General features: G+C 54.4%; 11 protein-coding genes. 3 read left to right on the top strand and 8 right to left on the bottom strand.

Features of this window, described 5'->3' with window-relative positions:
* Positions 1-17 precede the first annotated feature (17 nt).
* A complete protein-coding gene (locus Poly24_RS08660; RefSeq protein WP_145093378.1) occupies positions 18-2,465 on the bottom strand; it encodes a heavy metal translocating P-type ATPase in 2,448 nt (815 codons plus the stop codon).
* Positions 2,466-2,581: 116 nt separating this feature from the next.
* Here Poly24_RS08660 and Poly24_RS08665 point away from each other — a divergent pair, with 116 nt between their 5' ends.
* Positions 2,582-2,914 (top strand): four-helix bundle copper-binding protein, encoded by a 333-nt coding sequence (locus tag Poly24_RS08665; RefSeq protein WP_145093381.1) that lies wholly within the window; start codon positions 2,582-2,584, stop codon positions 2,912-2,914.
* A gap of 511 nt (positions 2,915-3,425) precedes the next feature.
* Entirely contained in the window at positions 3,426-4,952 is a 1,527-nt protein-coding gene (locus tag Poly24_RS08670) for a transposase (protein WP_231753538.1), read from the top strand.
* 309 nt (positions 4,953-5,261) lie between these two features.
* On the opposite strand, the gene Poly24_RS08675 is transcribed toward Poly24_RS08670, so the two are convergent.
* Positions 5,262-5,660: a hypothetical protein gene (locus Poly24_RS08675; protein ID WP_231753539.1), complete on the bottom strand. Its 399-nt coding sequence runs from the start codon at positions 5,658-5,660 to the stop codon at positions 5,262-5,264.
* A gap of 217 nt (positions 5,661-5,877) precedes the next feature.
* Between Poly24_RS08675 and Poly24_RS08680 the strand changes: the two genes are divergently transcribed.
* Complete coding sequence (locus Poly24_RS08680) at positions 5,878-6,891, top strand: DNA cytosine methyltransferase (RefSeq protein WP_145093390.1); 1,014 nt, start codon at positions 5,878-5,880, stop codon at positions 6,889-6,891.
* Here the strand turns inward: Poly24_RS08680 and Poly24_RS26955 are convergent.
* From Poly24_RS26955 to Poly24_RS08705, 6 genes are all read right to left on the bottom strand, one after another.
* On the bottom strand, positions 6,856-7,329 hold the full coding sequence (locus tag Poly24_RS26955; protein ID WP_261343106.1) for a restriction endonuclease: 474 nt from the start codon (positions 7,327-7,329) through the stop codon (positions 6,856-6,858). The genes Poly24_RS08680 and Poly24_RS26955 overlap by 36 nt on opposite strands.
* A 33-nt stretch (positions 7,330-7,362) precedes the next feature.
* Positions 7,363-7,935 (bottom strand): hypothetical protein, encoded by a 573-nt coding sequence (locus Poly24_RS27845; protein WP_391556907.1) that lies wholly within the window; start codon positions 7,933-7,935, stop codon positions 7,363-7,365.
* A gap of 81 nt (positions 7,936-8,016) precedes the next feature.
* Positions 8,017-9,873: a DUF1998 domain-containing protein gene (gene drmB, locus Poly24_RS27355; RefSeq protein ID WP_145093393.1), complete on the bottom strand. Its 1,857-nt coding sequence runs from the start codon at positions 9,871-9,873 to the stop codon at positions 8,017-8,019.
* Between the two features lie 12 nt (positions 9,874-9,885).
* Positions 9,886-13,272 carry a helicase-related protein gene (locus Poly24_RS08695; RefSeq protein WP_197452429.1) on the bottom strand — a complete coding sequence of 1,129 codons (3,387 nt, stop codon included), beginning with the start codon at positions 13,270-13,272 and terminating at the stop codon, positions 9,886-9,888.
* A 26-nt stretch (positions 13,273-13,298) separates the two neighbouring features.
* Complete coding sequence (locus tag Poly24_RS08700; RefSeq protein WP_145093400.1) at positions 13,299-15,086, bottom strand: nuclease-related domain-containing DEAD/DEAH box helicase; 1,788 nt, start codon at positions 15,084-15,086, stop codon at positions 13,299-13,301.
* Positions 15,074-18,424, bottom strand: a complete 3,351-nt coding sequence (locus tag Poly24_RS08705) for a DrmE family protein (RefSeq protein WP_145093403.1) — start codon at positions 18,422-18,424, stop codon at positions 15,074-15,076. The genes Poly24_RS08700 and Poly24_RS08705 overlap by 13 nt, the downstream gene beginning before the upstream one ends.

Genomic DNA, 18,424 nt, shown 5'->3' on the forward strand with positions numbered 1-18,424 from the left:
GAATGCCGCTGCAATAATCACGTGAGCTTGGCTGCCCGCAATCTCAACGCATTCGCAATCACCGACACACTGCTAAAACTCATCGCTGCCGCTGCAATCATGGGGCTGAGCAACACGCCGAAGATCGGATACAGCAACCCAGCAGCGACCGGGATTCCCAGTGCGTTGTAAATGAAAGCGAAGAACAGGTTCTGACGAATGTTGCTCATCGTTTTGCGGCTCAAGTTCGCCGCCGCAGCGACACCGCGCAGATCGCCGCCGACGAGTGTGACACCAGCGGATTCAATCGCAACGCCTGTCCCCGTGCCCATCGCGATGCCAACGTTCGCTTCGGCGAGTGCCGGAGCGTCGTTGATCCCATCGCCACACATCGCAACTGTCTTGCCTTCCTTCTTCAACATGCGAACGAAGTCATGCTTTTCCTCTGGCGAAACGCCAGCATGAAACTCGTCGATGCCCAGCTTTGTCGCGACGGCTTTCGCAGTCGGTTCGGCATCACCGGTCAACATCACGACTTTCAACCCCAGTTCATGCAATGTCTTTAGCGCTGCCGGCGTGCTCTCCTTGATCGGGTCAGTGATCGCGAGAATTGCCACCAACTTGTTGTCGATCGCCACGAACACAACCGTCGCACCCTCGGCCTGATGCGATCCCGCTTTGTCTCGCCCCGCATCGACGCCCTCGATGCCTTGTTCGTCCAACAAGTCAGCTTTGCCGATCAAAACATCATGATCATCGACGCGAGCGCGAACGCCACCACCGGTGATACTGTTGAATTCCCTCGCCTCCACAACCTGGAACTCATTCGCCTTCACTCGGCGAACGACCGCCTGAGCCAACGGATGTTCGCTCTGCGATTCGACCGCCGCAGCCAACGTCAACACATCGTTCTCATTCCAGTCACCGAACGTTTCGACGCCTGTCACTTCCGGTCGTCCCTGGGTCAGCGTGCCCGTCTTGTCGACGACAATCGTGTCAACCTTCTCCATGACTTCGAGGACTTCTGCGTTCTTAATTAATACGCCTTCCTTGGCACCGCGGCCAACGCCGACCATCACCGACATGGGCGTTGCCAGCCCCAACGCACACGGACAAGCAATGATCAACACGGCAACGGCCGCTACGAACGCATGAGCCAGTTGCGGCTCCGGACCAAACACCGCCCAGCCGATGAACGCGAGAATCGAACAAACGATCACCGCCGGCACAAAGTAACGAGCCACCACATCGACCAGTTTCTGAATCGGGGCGCGACTCCGCTGTGCGTCGGCAACCATTTGCACGATGCGGTTCAGAACCGTGTCCCCGCCAACACCGCCGGCCTCCATGACGAGCGCACCGGTCTGGTTCAACGTTCCGCCCGTGATTTCGTCACCTTCCACCTTCTTCACCGGCATCGGCTCGCCCGTCAACATCGACTCGTCAACGCTGCTCGAACCGCTGAGAACATTCCCATCGACCGGAACTTTCTCACCAGGACGAACTCGCAGCCGATCGCCCTTGTGGACCGAATCGAGCGAGACGTCTTCCTCGCCATCGTCTGTGATTCGGTGTGCCGTATCGGGGGCAAGCTTCATGAGTTCGCGAATCGCTCCGCCCGTCTGCTGTCGTGCTCGCAGTTCCAACACTTGCCCAAGCAACACCAACGTGATGATCACCGCCGACGCTTCAAAATACAGAGGTGGAACTCCGTTCTCGAAAAACGCCTCTGGGATCACACCAGGAAGCAACACGACGACCAAACTGAACAGATACGCTGCCAACGTTCCCACGGCGATCAACGAGAACATGTTCAAGTTCATCGTGCGAAACGACTTGGCTCCGCGAACCAACAAGGGCCATCCGCACCAGAATACAACCGGCGTCGCAAGAGCCAACTGCAACCAGCCAAAGACGTTTTGACTCATCCAATCCGCGACCCGCAAACCCACCATCGGCCCCATCGCGATCACGAGCAATGGCACCGACAACGCAACGCCCACCCAAAAGCGAAGTTTCATGTCGGCGTATTGTTTATCTTCACCCTCGTCATCCAATGCGACGACCTTCGGCTCCAAGTCCATCCCACAAATTGGGCAATCGCCAGGCCCAACCTGCTCGATTTCAGGGTGCATCGGGCATGTGTAGATAGCATCCGGGTCCGCCGGGGAATCGCTCGCCTTGGTCGATGAGTGACCACTGCAGCACGAAGACTTGTTCGAGGTTTCCCCGATCTGTACCGCTGTGTCTCCACCGCAACAATACGAACCGCTCGATGCCTCTTTCTGTGATCGCTTTGCCAGCACTCCAGCAGGATCATCTTGGAATTTTTTCAAGCATCCATCGCTGCAAAAAACGTAATTCTCGCCGTTATACTCGGCCGATCGTGGACTATCTGCCGGAACGGTCATCCCACAAACCGGGTCGATCTGCGTCGACGCATCGGCAACGGGCAGCGATGTCTTGTGTTTCTCGGCGTGGTCCATGATTTCTCCAGGCTGTCAAAAAGTCATTCTCCAATATACCCCATAGTGGTATGCAAGTTGCATACCGCTAAGGCAGCGGCAACGGGGTCGCACAACCATTTCTAAAGGAGAAACGAATGAGTACCGCAACCGCATCCATGAAAGAGTGCCTTCAAAACTGCCAAGAGTGCCAAACGACCTGTGCTGACATGCTGACCAGCCACTGCCTATCCGAAGGCGGCGACCACGTCGAGCAAACGCACGTCAAACTAATGCTCGACTGCATCGCCGCTTGTGCAGCCTGCGTCGACTTCATGAGCCGCAATAGCGATCACCACGCGTTGTATTGCCGAGCCTGCGCCGAGATCTGCAAAGCATGTGCAGACAGTTGTGACAAGATCGGCAGCATGGAGAAGTGCGTCGAGTGCTGCCACAAGTGCCAAGAAAGCTGTTCAGCGATGATGGCGTAACACCGAACTGTGGGACCTGGAACGCAAAACGTCGACTCCACCGTTTTGTTTGTTGCCTTGGTAGCGTATCGCTATTCGTCGCCCTCATCGCTCGATGAGCGATCATCCAAGATGCCTGGATCGCCGGGATGAACGACCTGGTTATCCAGCATGGTAACCGTTCACGGGCCGGACTTGCGGGTTTTGCGCAGATCACGCAATAGCAAAATCCCAGCGTTTCAGGCCGCTCCGGGAATGTTTTTCTTGCTGCGTCTATTTAACTGCGTGGTATTTTTCTGCATTCTACTCTTTGAAATTCGTTGCCCGCATAAAATGCCAGCTTTTTGCCGCCTCACCATACCATAAACAGTTAGTGCAATTGTCAAATGTTGATGGGGCGGCAAAAAGTCGAGCGTTTGGAGTTGCGTAAACTTGGGGTTCCGCTAAGTTTGCTTCATGCGTAACTCAACGCGACCATCATACCGGTGACCTGTTCGATCCATGGGAATATCTGGGGCCCAAGCGAAGACGTTTGCTTGATCGGAGTTGGGCCGGCGTTTTTCGTGACTGTTTGTTGGAGCAGCTTCCTGTCCGCGATCTTGCGACCGGGTTTCGCGATGATTATGGGCGTCCGACGAAGGATATCTATGTCGCGATCGGTGCGTTGATTCTTCAGCAACTCCATGATTTCACCGACCAGCAAACCACTGAAGCAATCGCGTTGAATATCGCTTGGCATTACGCGTTGGATATCAGGCACAATTCCGATGCCTACATCTGCGAGCGAACGCTCCGCAACTATCGCAAGATGGTGCTCGACGCTGGCCTTGATCAAGTTCTTTTCCGCACGCTGACAGACAAACTCATCAAGGAGATCGGTATCGACACAAGCAAGCAACGTCTTGACTCGACCGCAGTACGATCGGCCATTGGTGGATTAACTAGGCCGGAAATATTAGTTGAGGCAACTTGCAAGTTTCTGCGGGAGCTCAAACGAAAGCATCCGGAACAATATTCGTTGGTCGATCCAGAAATCATTCGCAAATATGTAACGCGAACAGGCGACGTTTGCTTTGGCGACACACGGCCCAGTGAGTCAAGAAAGCGGATATCGGAAGCCGCCGGAAATGTCTTTAAACTCGTTGAGTTCTTTCAAGAAACGGAATGCTCGACTTTAGAGAGCTACCAGTTGCTACGGAAAATTTTTCACGAGCAGTGTGAGGTCTCTAGCTCAGGTGAAGCACCCGTCACTGTGCGGCCACCGAGTAAAACGGGATGTGATGGCGTGATCAATCCGGCTGATCCCGATGCTCGCTACAACAAACATCGCGGCACGGGCTATCTCGTACAGATCATGGAAACGTATGACGAGGAAGATTCCGAGGAGCCAGATACTTCAATCACTCCAAAACCTGATCTGATCACCCATGTGGCTGTGGACCCGTTAACGATGCACGACAAAGACGCACTGACTCCTGCATTCGATGACACTGAGCAGCGTGGCATCAAGCCGCAGGAACTTCTTGCCGACTCGCACTATGGATCGACTGAGTGCATCGAAAACGGAAATGGTCGCGATGTTGAAATCGTTGCTCCGGCGCAAACGCCTAAAGGAAAGTTGCAAGGCAAGTTCACGCTTGAAGACTTTGACGTCGATGACGAAGGACGCATTACACGGTGTCCTGCCGGACAGCGGCCTGCAGAGACGAGCGTCGCTGGCATTCGTCTTCAAGTCATTTTCATGGCGGAAACATGTGAAAGTTGTCCTCACAAGGATCGGTGTCCAGCATCATCGGTAGGACGTAGTTCAGTTCGCTACCAATACACACACGATCGTGTGCGCCTTCGACTACGCAGAATGAAGGAAAGAGGCGACGAGTTCCGCGATCGTTATCGATGGTGTGTTGGAGTTGAGGCAACCATGTCACGGCTCAAGTACCAGATGGGAATGATTCGATTGCGAGTCCGAAAGATGCTCAACATCACCTATGTGGCAACCCTGTGCGCGCTCGGGCTGAACATCCGCCGCGTTGCCGCCTACCGCTCGGCAGTTGGGTAAAGCAGGTGCTCTGCGCGGGCATCTGCCAGCAATGCATCGGCGTCACGTCTCCCTGGGCCCAGCTACGCATCGAGAAGGTCGGCAATCGCGTGAAAAAAGCTGCTGATCGAAAATTCTTCATACCACTCGAGATTACCTTTTTGCCGCCCCATCAACTTTCGACAATACCTCCTGAATGCAACAAGCCTTGAACAGTCCAACCAGAATAAGAAAGGCAACGACAGACACGACTGGTAAATTAGGATACGAAGAACGGCTGCCTTAGAATATCCAATGCAGCCGTATCGTGATTTCAATTGTTGCTGAAGACTACTCGTTGTCTTCGTAGGTTGGCGGCCAGTCGTCTAGGATGCCGGGATAGCTGGGCCAGTCTTCGCCCCAGTCACTAGGATGCACGACCGGATAGTCGGGCATCGCGGGGTAGGCTCCGCCGGGATGGCCGGGCGGAAGACTGTCGGGATACGAGTGCCCCGGCGGCAAATGATACGGATGGTCGGGTGGCAGTCGCGGCCAAATGTGTGGTGACGGCGGAACCTCGATAACGACTGGCGTTTCTGGTTGCGGCGGCCAGATCGCATCGTCGGGCCACCAGGGCGGTCGTGGGCCAGGATCGGGTGTGCCGGGCGGATAGTCGTCGAGCCAGACCGGAGGCTCGGTTTCGGGCAACGGTGGGAACACGTACGGTCCGTCGTCTTCGACATCCAGCAAGATTTGCTTGAACTTGAACCTGTCGCTTATTCGAGTCCCCACCTACGTGAAAGAGACATTCGCCAGATCGCAACGGCCCCCAATTGGCTCAAACAGCGGAAAACGTGGGAAAAGCGGCAAACTGCAATTGCCGTCGGTGCCGGTCAATGTTGACCTAGTCGACTGTGAATCTGTATGAGATATTGATATCCGGCCGGTAATTCATGGAAGCAATTGGATGCAACAAGAGATACGAACTTGCGATTTGTTCTGTGGGGTGGGCGGTAGTTCACGCGGGGCTGCGATGGCGGGCGCAACGCCGGTCGCTGGGCTCGATATGTGGGGTATGGCAACTGATGCGTACGCTGTCAATTTTCCGTGTGCGCAAACTTATCGAATGAAGGCCAGTTCGCTGAAGCCACAGCGATTGATGGACGACGTCGGCAAGATCGACCTTCTCTTGGCGTCCCCAGAATGCACCGCGCATAGCGTCGCGAAGGGAAAGAAGCCGGGCTGCGAAAAGAGCCGTGGCACTGCGTTTGAAGTCATTCGTTTTGCAAAAGTGCTTCATCCTCGATGGATCGTCGTTGAAAACGTGCTTCAGATGCAGCGGTGGGCACGGTTCGATGAATGGAAATCAAAGCTCCAATCGCTTGGCTATCACATCAATAGTGGCGTCCTCGATGCACGCTACTTCTCGACGCCCACCTCACGCCGCCGTTTGTTCGTCGTTTGCGATCGGGAACAAGAGCCGTCTTTGCCGGATCAAAAGAACGAAACCAAGAAAACGGTGTCGAGTATCCTTGGTCGCGGCGAGTCCAATTCATCACCTTGGCCACTCAGTGAAGTGCGAACGCCTGAGCGAGCGTTGGCTACGCTTGAACGCGCCGAGCGTGCCATCGAATCACTTGGCGACAACACGCCATTCATTATGGTGTACTACGGCAGCGATGGCGCTGGCGGCTACCAACGCCTGGATCGACCGCTGCGAACGGTTACGACACTCGATCGGTTTGCCTATGTTCGACCGACCAAATTCGGCCATGAGATGCGAATGCTACAGCCAACGGAACTGGCAGCGGCCATGGGTTTTCCCACTGAGCATCAACTTCCCAAGTCGACTCGCCGCGAGAAGATCAAACTGATTGGAAACGCAGTTTGCCCTCGTGTAATGGCGGCCGTAGTTAAAACTCTTACCACACCTAGAGAAGCTGAATCAAAGACTGCTATTCTCCGGGGCCGGGAAGTTTGACTGCAGCCAATCCACCACTAATTGAGGTGTATTGAGCTCAGAGCGTTTCAGAATTTCAACGATGTCTGATGCGGCAATTACCAGGATCGGGTGTTTGTCTTCCTTGACCTCTTTGTAGGCCTGCGAATTTACAAAGGAGGTTGTTACCAGGACTCCGAATTGTCGGTGACGCAGTCTTGAAATCAGACGCGATATTTCGCGGCCCCCGATGGAGTTAACCTCGGCATAGCACTTTGCTTCAAGAGCAAAGTCGATGAGTATGGAAGAGGCTTCAGTGCCAACTCTGTACTCACCAATTGCATCACGTCCTCCGTCTCGGCTAGGTCGTGTTAGATCATACGAAACAAAATTCGAGTCCATCATGCGAGTCAGTTGGGAAGCACGCTGCTCAAATCCAACGGGCCAGCTGGAAAAATGATCCCGTATGCACTGAACCATTAGCCGTGCGTCAGAATCTTTTGGGAGTTGCTGCTACTTGCTTCGATGCTCAACTGTTGGCTCCGCTAGCAACGGTGATAGGATTCCATCTTCTCGCCAGTGTCGCCACGCGGTGGGTGCATTTAAAGTGAACGGGTTTCCGCTCTTGATGTCATTAATCCAAGACCGCTTTATCTCAGGCGAATCTAGAATAGTGAAAGTCGCTTTGTAGTTTTGAAACCTGTCACCGTCGGAAGACTTCCACACCGCAACTAGATCCTCCGAACTGCTCAAGTTGATTGCCCCAGGCACAGCAAGTCCTAGAAACTGGACTTCGCGAAATGTCCCCGCATTTCTGAATAGAAAAAACGGAGGAACTGCCTCACGACAATTGGAGTGACAAGCATTGAATGCGTTCCGCAATAGCTCGTTTCCGAAGCGTGGGCACTCCACGTGGAGCAAACGTCCTGGCTGCTTGTTGTCTTCAAAATATCGAAGCAGTCCCGTTTCGCGATCTAGGTGATCTGGCCAATCCCGATCATTGAAGCTCGAGGTCAGTACGATCAAGTGTGGTGCATCTCTTCGTCCGAGATAGCGAAACCCGCCCTGGTTGCTCACTCCTAGCATTGGGTTGAGCGGAAATTTCCTGCATTTCCTTGCCGCCCGCCTTCGTAGACAGCATCGACAACAAGATCATTCATCGCAAGTTCATGCATTGGGGGCAGCCGCGGATGACACAAGGTCAGCGAAGAAGCCAAGCCCCGGATCGTTCGGCGTCCCGACCAGTACACCTCGATCCAGATAACGATTGCCCTCCTCGCAACTTGTCTCCGGCAACAGGGCACAGGCGTGGCAAGCTGCGCGGTTCAACGAGTCGATACCTTGGCCGCTGCTTTCGATGCATAGCGGGTCGGACGAACACCAGCGAGCGTCTTGAATCGCACCGCGAAACAATGCTTCAAGACGGCCGGGCTTGCCTTGTTGCACCAAGCCTCCCATCGTTCCTTCAGAGTCGCCCGCGGCGGTGTAGATCAGGATCCCTGACATCTCCTTTCCGGGTTCATCCCAGCAGTAAAGTCGCTCTCGCAAAGACGAGCTACCATAGCCGCACTCGAAACTGAGTCGCCGAATTAAAATATGGGCGAGGGTGTGAAGCAGGAAGAACCGAGGCGGCAATTGTCTCGGAGTTCGCTGGAGCTTTTCGCACATTTGATGGTGACCGTCGATCATGGACTGGACCCGCTGTTCAACGGCAGAGGTTATCCAGGTGTCGATCACTGATTTGTTAAAACGGAAGAACAAACCTTCGCCATATACACGCATTGCAGGCAGCCAGTTACGCCGCTGGAGGCTCAATTTATCTTGGTCGTGCGTATCAAACTCGCGGTACGGCGGCGGGTCGATTCTGGAGAATCCTGTTAGCGCACGTGTCTCCGCAAGCTTCTCAACAAGGACGATTCGGTCGAGTATGTTTCGCAAGAACGGTTCGTACTCGTTCAGTTTCTGCGGGACGGTCACGAACTCACTTTCATCATCGCCGGAAGCTTCGGAAAGCGCGGTGTACTCCGAGTGGCGGAACTCTTCTTCGCTTTGAGCGTCTCCGCTCGGTTCTAATCCCTTCATCTTCTCTTGGGTTACTTCAAACAACCGATCCGGATCGCATTGAAGGATCGTTGCGATGTTCGTTACCGTCTGACGATCTGGAGTATTGTCCGGTTGCGGATTACCGGCAAGGACTTGCCAATAGTGCGGTTGGTCAATGATCGCGCGAAGTGGGTCGCTGAACGGTGGTATCAGGATAGCGCTGGCAACCTTTGGAAAATACAGATTCGTTGCACCACGTTGTAGCATCCGAGGCGTGGCGTCACATTCCTCATCAGTGCCGTGGGGACCAAGCCACGGTCGGTTCCGACTGCAAATGAGTCCTTCGAGTGAATTCGGACCAGCCGAACCACTCATCGTTCGCGAAGACTCACAGGTTTCGCAGACAACCTTTAGTCCTCCCAACCCAGAGAAACGTCCGTAGTTCAACCGAAGCTGCGGTCGATTGCAGACTCGAACGTCCGACAGGTTTTCTCCGGACTTCCGATGTGCCCAAAGCTCCCATGGGAAATCGTCAATGTGACCGTTTGGACAAGCCGTGATGAAGCGAACCGCAACCATTCGGTATCGTTTCTTCTCGGGCAATGCCGAGCATGATGGCTGTTTCTTCTCGCCCGGCTTCGATTTGAACCGACTGCCCAGATCGCTGGCGCATCGAGGAGCCGCCGTTTCGTTCCATTTGCTTCGCTCGAGTGAACGGCAGCGCGGACAAAAGTGCCATAACGGGAAACGAACGAACGGAAGCAACGCTCCGGCGTATCCCTCACCCGGCGCTGGCGGAGGCGCGCGAAAGAACGTAACGCCGAGACGTCTCGCCAAGCGATCATCATTGATCGGACATTTCGGCTTGTCGGGCCAGACATCCAGCCCAGCGCTCATTAGACTTTGACCGGGAAGATCGAAGATTGCACCGACACCAAACGGAACAACCGCTTGCGAGCGACGAATTGTTTTTCTTGCCATGTTGTTTGATTCCTATTCGTCGTTTTCGTAACTTGCAATCACTTCTGCCCGACATTCAACATCGACGTTCCGCATTGAGCTCGGCGTGGCCCAAGCCGAACCTGCCCACGCTGGCAATGGTTCGCTGCCGGCGGGATACATAAGCGGGCGAAGTTCTGGAGGTTTGCCGAACCCGCCCCACTCAGATGGTTGGACGCTAGACCATTTCGACACCAGCACTTTCAGTTTCGACTTCAGGCTGGCGGCGTGCTCAGGATCGACCACTGAGCAACGTAGTTCGATTTGGTCAATCAAATCTTGCAGCGTTGTTGACGACGGATCGAATTGATCAGGCTTTGAAAGCCCAACCAAGTGCCGCACCAGAACTACCAGAACGCCATGCAATGCTCGCTCCATCACGGGCAGAGAAAACGGAGTAACGCTTGTTGGCTCGACATGTTTGTAAAACGCTTCGTGGTAAGCGCGGAAGTGTTCGTAGTGGGATCGGTCTCGCGGCTTTCCTGGGTTGTACATGGCAACGACCAATCCCGGCGATTTCTGAGAACGCCCTACACGGCTACTTGCTTGGATGTACTCGGAAGTCGTTTTTGGTTGGCCCACGACGAGCATCAGCCCGAGTCGATCAACGTCGACACCAACCGAAATCATGTTGGTCGCCAGAAGCGTATCAAGCGGCCTGTCTTTCCAGTCATCTGATTCACGGGGATAACGCTTTTCCAGACGCTCTAAGATCGCTGGGATTTCGTCGGCGGTTCGACGGCTGGTTAGTTCAACCGGCGTTCCAAGGCTGCGGTGCAGTTCTTTGGGTGTTGCTGTTCGCGTTGTAATTGACCACATGTACTCGGGAATGTCGGCTTCGATCAGCGTGGCCGCATGGCCGAGTTCCCGCAGACTGCTGAAGTATTGCAACGCCGTCCAATACGGATCGCGAGTCGACTCGGGAACGCCCTCTGGCAGTCGCAGTGCCTTGCAGGCGTGGAAGAGCCCGCCAAGCGTTCGCACCATCGCAGTCACAAACGACGGCGCGGCCGTTGCGAAGACGCCCAAGTACAAGCGGCCCGGCGTATCACAGTTCTCCTTGGCGAAGAATGAGTCCGAAATATCGAGCCCTTGCGGAGGAAATTGCGATGTGGGGCGGTCGTACAACGCTCGGCATTGATGCCATGCTCGACGGATCGTCGCCGTCGAAGCAACAATCTTTGGTTTGCGGCCTTTCCACGAGCACAGCAGATCAATTGCCGACTCGTAGAGCCCGACCACCGACCCGAGTGGACCTGAAATCAAGTGAAGCTCGTCTTGGATGATCAGGTCTGGTGGATCGTTATCGCCGGGAGTTCCGATGCCGAAGATTCTTCCCGACATTTCACGCCAAGCTAACATGGCGAACTTGTCGACCGTCCCAATGATTAGTGTTGGCGGTATTTCATAAACATCGTCGTCGATGACGATGACCGGCAAACGCTTCTTCGGGGTTGAAAATTCGCACTGCGTTTCCGGACAGACAAAGATCACTGTCTTTGGCTTTCCATGAGCTTGATATCCAAGTGCATCAGGATCATCCATCGCCGTCCCGCACCACGGGCACTTGAGCATTTGAAATTCATTCGCTTCCTGGCTATTTGGCTTTGCCAGACTATTCAGCGATTTGACTGCTGGCTCGCGATAGAGCGGCGTCAAAGAACCTCCGACCCATAGACCGATTGTGATCGCTTGTTCGCCCAGATCCTTTGAACGACTGCGGCGGATAAGCTCGCACGCGCAAATCATCGAGCTGGCACGCTGAAACTGCTGAGCCGTCAACAATCGAAGGGTGTAACGCATCAGCACGGTACACCCTGCGTTGTCTGGTCGAATCAAACGTCGCAAGAAAATGTCGGTAGCCGCGAGGCCAAGGTAGGCTTCTGTCTTGCCACCGCCTGTGGGAAACCAGATCAAATCGACAAGGTCACGCTCCGGATGTTCGGTGCCATCATCGTTTGTCTTTAATGAGGACAGGTTCATCAGAATGAAGGCAAGCTGGAACGTTCGCCATCGTCCTTCGTAGGGGGTGGTTGGCTTGTAGCTGGCCGGCAATGGCACCATGCCAACATCCTTGGATCGTTTGGATCGGCGCGAATGATGCTGTTGCATCAAGATCGCTCTGTTGGCCAGCATGAACGCTTCCAACATGACTGGATCGTTTTCCAGCAGCTTGATCCCGTCACGAATTCTCCCAAGGCAGGTCCGGCAGTGCTTCAGGTTTTCTGTGGCTGGAGCCTTCAAGCGACTTGGCAAACTGGCAACGTTGGCCTCTTGTTCCCTGATCCAAGTCTCGTAGTCGGTCACCAACGGCTGAAGCGTCGATGGAATCTTCGATGGCGGCACCGTTCCATCGGCCCCTGAGAGGATGTACATGTTCAGCTCGTCACCGTCGGTGCTGCGTGGCTCGACCGGCGGAACTTTCACTCGCGGAACCGTCACCGTTGCGAGCGACGCGACCTTGCTATCCGTTTCCTCGCCCCAGTCAACGGAGCAACCATGCCCGACCGCAAACGCTTTTCGTTTGCGATAGAGCAATTCGAGTGCAGCCTCTTCTTGGACATCCGGATCAGCGATCTTGCTGGGATCGCGGTCGGGAAGAACCTTGTATTCACGGAAGACCGGTTTCCCGCCAGCAGACTGAATGCTGACGGATACCTGAAAGAAACAATCCGCTGCACGGATACGGCTGTCACGTCCGCTTTGATGGTCGTTCAATAGCGACAGAGTGAGAAGGACGCTGCCATCACCCCGGTGCCGGAACATTCCCTTTACTATCAGCGATTCAACGAGATTGCGCTCCCAGGGTGCTTGCTGAGAAGATGCTGGCACCGACAGAGTTTGATCGGGGATCTCGATTTGTATCCGTCGCCATTCCTGACGTTCACGCGTCTGCGGACCATTTTCTGTTTCCGCGACGTACGGAACCGTCCCTGACTCATAGCGAGCGGCTGAAACACGGATGACTAGGTCGCCGGCGTCGCCATCACAAAGACACGACAATCCAATCGCTGACGGATAAAACTCATTGGCAAGCCGAACGGTTTGATCGTATGCGTCCGTAAGTGAATCGCCCGAGCCACCATCGCGGCGAGGCTCGGAGCCTGGATCGCCTTCCAACGGTTCAGTTGGAATTTCTTCACCACTCCCGCTCGCCTCGTCCGCATCTTCAGTATCGCCTTGGTCATCATGTTCGTTGATGACTTGCTGTTGCGGAAACAACACGCCAGCGGAGTAACGCTGCGTCGGCGATTCTTCTAATCGTTCAACGTAACGTTGGTTTGGATTGGCCTCATAGTCGTGTGGAGGCAAGCCTGGCCCGACCAGCTCACGCTCCAAGGCTTGAATTAGTTCGTCACGGAACGTTTCTTCGTCTGACATTGCCATGTTTTACCTATGTTCCCAATTCATTCCGTGACTTGCTTTCGCAACCAGTCGCGTTGTCGCTCATCGCAAAGAGGCTCCAACTTTTGGTTGATAAAAACGTACAACCCAATCCTCGCCCGCGACATTCCCACGTACACAACGCCACGCCACCAGTCGGGAGACAATTCGTCCACATCCGTCAAGATGATGAAATCGTTCTCGAGTCCTTTGAACGATGAGACACTGCAAGCGGTGACTTGGTTCAATAATTTTGAACCAACTTTCCACGCGTTGCCTTCGTCGATGGTCGCTAATTGAAAATCGCGAAACTGACTGGCGCAGGAATCTTCGGCTTTGCGACAGGACAAAACAGAAATTTGATGCGGCGATATTTCCTCGTTCAGCAGCTTCTTCAACGTCGTGCTGAGAAGCTGGCGTTGATCAGCCGGTTTCTTGTACCAGTCTGTCTTAACTGGAATCCCGTCAACGGTGGCTGCCGGCGGAAATTGCGGCAGCGTTTTGATTTCAGTTTCGGTTGCGATTTGAATCGTGTTTCGTCGGTTCGTTGGCAGAAGAACCGCGACACCAATCGGAATCAGTAGAAACAGAGCTTCGTCTTCGTAAACTCCGAAGACGGATGCCTGATTATTTCGGTCGCAAAAGAACCACCAACGACCGTTTTTCAAACCGCCGACGACCAGGGCATCCAAAACATCCAGCATCGGGCGAGAGAGCATGTCCTGTGCTTCATCAATCACGAGCGATTTGTACTGCGGGCAATTTTTCGTCATCAGAGCGTGCAACGCGAACTCCGGCATGAGTCGATTGAATATTTCAGCATGATCCAATCCGGCCTTGGAAGCCTCAAACTCAGCCTCAACCTCGGAACCTTCGATCAAAGCGTGAAGCACCGCATGGATCGAGTTAACGACAACGGTTCCGCGTCCACGCGAAGTCACATTCTTTCGCAGAACGCCTGCAAGAACTCGATTGAAGCAGAGCAACAGAACGTCGCCATCCGTTGTGTTGGCCTCCCGTCGCGAGATCTCGGCCGCGAGCAACGTTTTGCCCGTGCCGGCACCGCCCTGCACGATCAATCGTGGGTTCGGGTATTTCTCCAGTGCATCCAGAACTTGATACTGCTCCGACTCCAGGGCGTGCATTTGGTGAGTGGCGGCGTCGGCGATCGCTCCCATCGAGGGGACGCGGTCAAAGTCGCCTCGCAGAAACGCCGACAGCAGTTCGAGGTCTTTTTCCGTGGGAGCGTAGCGGCCGGGATTGTCGCCAAGCGAACTCCGTTCCCGCCAGTACTGAGCCAACTCCTCGATGAAAGTCTTGATCGACTGATTCGCGGTCTTGAAACTGTCGCGATCGTAGAGCTGGCGTCGGTCGGCTTCCGTGCCAAGCATGTCGGCAAGCGGGCAATCAGGAGTGATGACTCCGAATCCGTAGAGCAAACGATGTTGCCGGCGATCACCTGAATCGAACTTCTCGCGAACACGTTTTTCGAGGCCGAACATCGCACCGCTTGCTTGATCAAACGGTCCTTCAGATTTCGTATCCGTTTTGCCGTAGCGGTTGGTGAACTTCCAAACCCCGTTCTCACGCGCGACACGACCACCTTTGACTTCAAGAACAAAGACGCCAATTCGAGTTAGCAGCAGAAAGTCAATCTCTGCACGACGTTTCGATTCGTGTTCACTCAACCCCAACGAGTGAAGACAAATCCAGTCCTCCGTTCCCTGTGCATCTCGAATCCAATCGAACACCCTGCGTTCAGCGGCGCTTTTGACCTCGGGATGAATCTTCGGCGGAATCATTCGTGCCATGTGTCGCCCTCAATCAGTCGATTGGCCGCAGTGTATTTGACCGGCATCAACTTCGACGCCGTCTCCGAGACTCTCAGCAAAACAAGATCGTCGCCAAGCTGAACCACGGCCTCATCGGCTTGCTCTTGACGAACCACCGACGCGGCCTTCTTGCGAATCCGCTTTGCGATGAGGCGCGGTGCCTTTTGCTGGTGCGCGCTTCGCACATTCTTGATCGCTGCGATGACCGCGTCGGTTTTCCGCGAAAGCTCCTCATTTCCAGTCACACTCGCAATCGCCGGCACATCGGTTTGATACTTCTGCGGTGCAATCACATCATCATCGTGAATCCAATTGCTGATCGCTTGCAGTTGCGTCTTACAGCCCGCAGTTTGAAGTTTCTGGCAGACCACTTCGTCACTGAGCGAGTGCTCGTCGATATAAGTCCGCAACGCGATTCGCCAAAGCCCTGAAAGCTCCCGTTCACCCGGATCAAGCAACTCATCGGCGACTTCACGAATCAAGTCTCTACTTTTAGGGCGAAAAACGACCTTGTCGCCGACCGCCACGTCCTTCGCTCCCACCAGCTTCACCATCGCCTTCCCGTCGTCATCATCGTGCGTGCCGGCGAGGAGGTGTGTCACGACATTCAGTTTGTACTTATCCGTGAACAAGCCGTAGACACCGCCGGCAAATATGAGCAGCCGTGCTTTGGCATCAGCCTCCGAATGTCCCGAACCCACTTGATCGTAGATACGCTGACGGAAGCCTTCGTCGATATCGTCCTGGACCTCTTCGATGGCATCGACTTCAGGTACTTCGACTTGCCGGACTTCCGCAGGCGGACGTGGATTCTTCCAGCCCGTCATTGACGGGAAAATTGCATTACGCCCACGAAGTCTCGTTCGCTCACCTCGCATCTTCTGACGTTGTTCGGAAAACTGTTTGTGCCACTTCCGTTCAACGTCATACAACAATAAGACGATCGGATCGGCAATTGGCGGCGATAGCACGGACGCCATCCGGCTTTGTTTGAACCAACCCGTCACAATCAAGCCATTCCCGAACGATTCACCTGCCGCTGCCGACGCATGCACGCGGTTCGGCTTTCCGGTGAATGCAGTTTCGAGTTCAGGAACCAATCTCGCGTCCGCGCATAGAACGTCAGCCTTGGGGAATTGCGAGAGAACTTTCTGCATTGCTTCGCTCTTCGGATTGCACTCACGCAAGCTATTAAGCAGATCCCGAATTCGTTCCGCAACTTCCACCGCCGCGTTTCGCTCGTCTTCCGAGAGGTAGTTGGATGACGCAACCAATGACTCAATCTTGGTCACTCGCCCCAAGACTTCGAGGACGGACTGCGACTCATCCTGCAATTTGGTCGCACATCGCATCAAACGGGTAATCGCATAAAAAGCCTGCGCGACAATTTCTTCAAGTTCGGGAAGACCGTCTGGTCCGCGACGTTTCGCCAACCGCCGGACTGTCGCGAAAGCGCTGAACGTCACGCCAACGATCGGGGACGAGACGATCTCAATGATCGGCTTCGCTGATGAAGTCGCTCGAACGCGATGCTCAAATTTCGCAATCTCGCCTGCGTTGGCGGCAAGCTTTCGTTCTGGCCAGACCAACGCTTTCAAATCTTCCGCGCCCCACTCCCACACACTTAAATCATTGTGCTGATCCGATTCCGTCTCGTTCGCTATTCGCTCGGTTGCGATCATCAAGCACGGAACCTTCAGTCGATTGAGTAATTTGATGCCGGCGTGCTTCTCACGATTTCGACCCGCAACATCGACGACAATCAGCTCAATTTCATCAGGGTTCTCCTGTGCGAAGCTGCACGCGACATCGAGGTCCGATGCAAAAAGAAGCACCGGTGGTTGCGTGCCAAAACGCGTCGACCATTGCTCTGCCTCTTCTCCATCGGAAGATATCTGACCAATGGGGATCACGTCTTTGATCGGTTGCCCGTACAGGAGCGTTGATTTGCAAAACTCGGCAGCAAGCGTGGTGGGCATCACCACGACGACCTTTTTCTTGATGGCATGAACGTCTGCCTTATTCGGACCGTTGAACAGAAAATCGAGGCCGCAAATTGCGGTTTCAGTGTTCCGTGCTTTCCACCCAACCTCACCTCTTGCAACTCGTGTCGAGTCAACCGGAACCAATCGGTACAAATCCGAAATAGGCCAGTAGGTAATCGAGCCGAGGTTTTTCTGGCCTCGCTCGGTTCGGTCCTTCCGCAGTTTGAACATGCGACGTCCATCAGGCAGATTGTCGATGCCCTCAAAAACCGCCACAGCCGAATAGTCAACTAATACCTTTTGTCCTGGATTGAATGAACTCTCAGTCAACTGCCGAAGCCCTGCCTCGTGCGCTAACCCAAGCGTTGAGACAAACCCAATAAGAATTGCGATCGGTCCAGTCTCGGGCGCAATCAACATCGTGTTCAGAGTCTTCGTGTCTCGAAGATTGCGACACGACAACGCAGAATTTAGGATCGTAAACTCCGATGCAGCTCGCGGCCCAGACCCGTCGTCGAGCGTCAGCATGTTCAAGAACGGCCAAACACCGACCACGTGATCCAGAAGTTCGATGAGTGGTTCACGCAGCGGACTTACAAGGTCCACAGCCGTCTGTAAGATGAACAGATCATCGAGGTAGCCGATCAACCCAAGGCCGTCATTGATCGCGTCATCATCCTCAACGAAATATCGGAGGGCACCTCGTGCGCAAACTTTGTCATCATTCGAGCGACTTGCATCATGCAAAACGTCAATCAGTGTCTTTGCGTTCGCCGCAAGGCGTTTCAGGAAACCACAATCGGCAAGATGCTGTATCACATCAAGGTTCTCGATCACCCGCTCAGTGAGTTCATCGTCGCATCCACTTAACGACGATAGCTTCTCGAAAATATCCTCCGCACGAGCCTGCTCTTCGGCGGTGATGGCGGGCGGATGATACGCTACTGGTTCTTCCAACCGTACGGCGATTTCATGGACGGCGTAGCTCGCGATAAACGCTTGGCCAAGAGCATGGAATTTAGTCGCTTCGCGGTACTCTGCTTCGGACTGATCCTCGCCAGCCGTTGGTCGGCCATGGTTGGTAACCACAAACTGAATGGCCCCGCGTGCAATGGACGCAATATCTTCGGACGCATGATGAAGTCGAAGGTAGTTCGCTAACTGAGTCAGATTCCGCAGCAGCGCTTGTTCAAAACCAAACTCCGGATCAAGCACGAGTGCCCATTCGCCGGTCCTCCTTAACAGGACAATGACGTCAAGTTCCTCGCCGCTCAGGCTGCGGATCGTTTCAAGCAGATTCTCTCGGTCTGCGAAAGAGAGATGACTCGCCAA

The sequence above is a fragment of the Rosistilla carotiformis genome (genome assembly GCF_007753095.1).
Classification (GTDB): domain Bacteria; phylum Planctomycetota; class Planctomycetia; order Pirellulales; family Pirellulaceae; genus Rosistilla; species Rosistilla carotiformis.

What these genes read in the sequence shown, in the direction of transcription:
- Poly24_RS08660 (WP_145093378.1), bottom strand. Translation starts at nt 2,465, where the DNA reads ATGGACCACGCCGAGAAACACAAGACATCGCTGCCCGTTGCCGATGCG.
- Poly24_RS08665 (WP_145093381.1), top strand. Translation starts at nt 2,582, where the DNA reads ATGAGTACCGCAACCGCATCCATGAAAGAGTGCCTTCAAAACTGCCAA.
- Poly24_RS08680 (WP_145093390.1), top strand. Translation starts at nt 5,878, where the DNA reads ATGCAACAAGAGATACGAACTTGCGATTTGTTCTGTGGGGTGGGCGGT.
- Poly24_RS26955 (WP_261343106.1), bottom strand. Translation starts at nt 7,329, where the DNA reads ATGGTTCAGTGCATACGGGATCATTTTTCCAGCTGGCCCGTTGGATTT.
- Poly24_RS27845 (WP_391556907.1), bottom strand. Translation starts at nt 7,935, where the DNA reads ATGCTAGGAGTGAGCAACCAGGGCGGGTTTCGCTATCTCGGACGAAGA.
- drmB (WP_145093393.1), bottom strand. Translation starts at nt 9,873, where the DNA reads ATGGCAAGAAAAACAATTCGTCGCTCGCAAGCGGTTGTTCCGTTTGGT.
- Poly24_RS08695 (WP_197452429.1), bottom strand. Translation starts at nt 13,272, where the DNA reads ATGTCAGACGAAGAAACGTTCCGTGACGAACTAATTCAAGCCTTGGAG.
- Poly24_RS08700 (WP_145093400.1), bottom strand. Translation starts at nt 15,086, where the DNA reads ATGGCACGAATGATTCCGCCGAAGATTCATCCCGAGGTCAAAAGCGCC.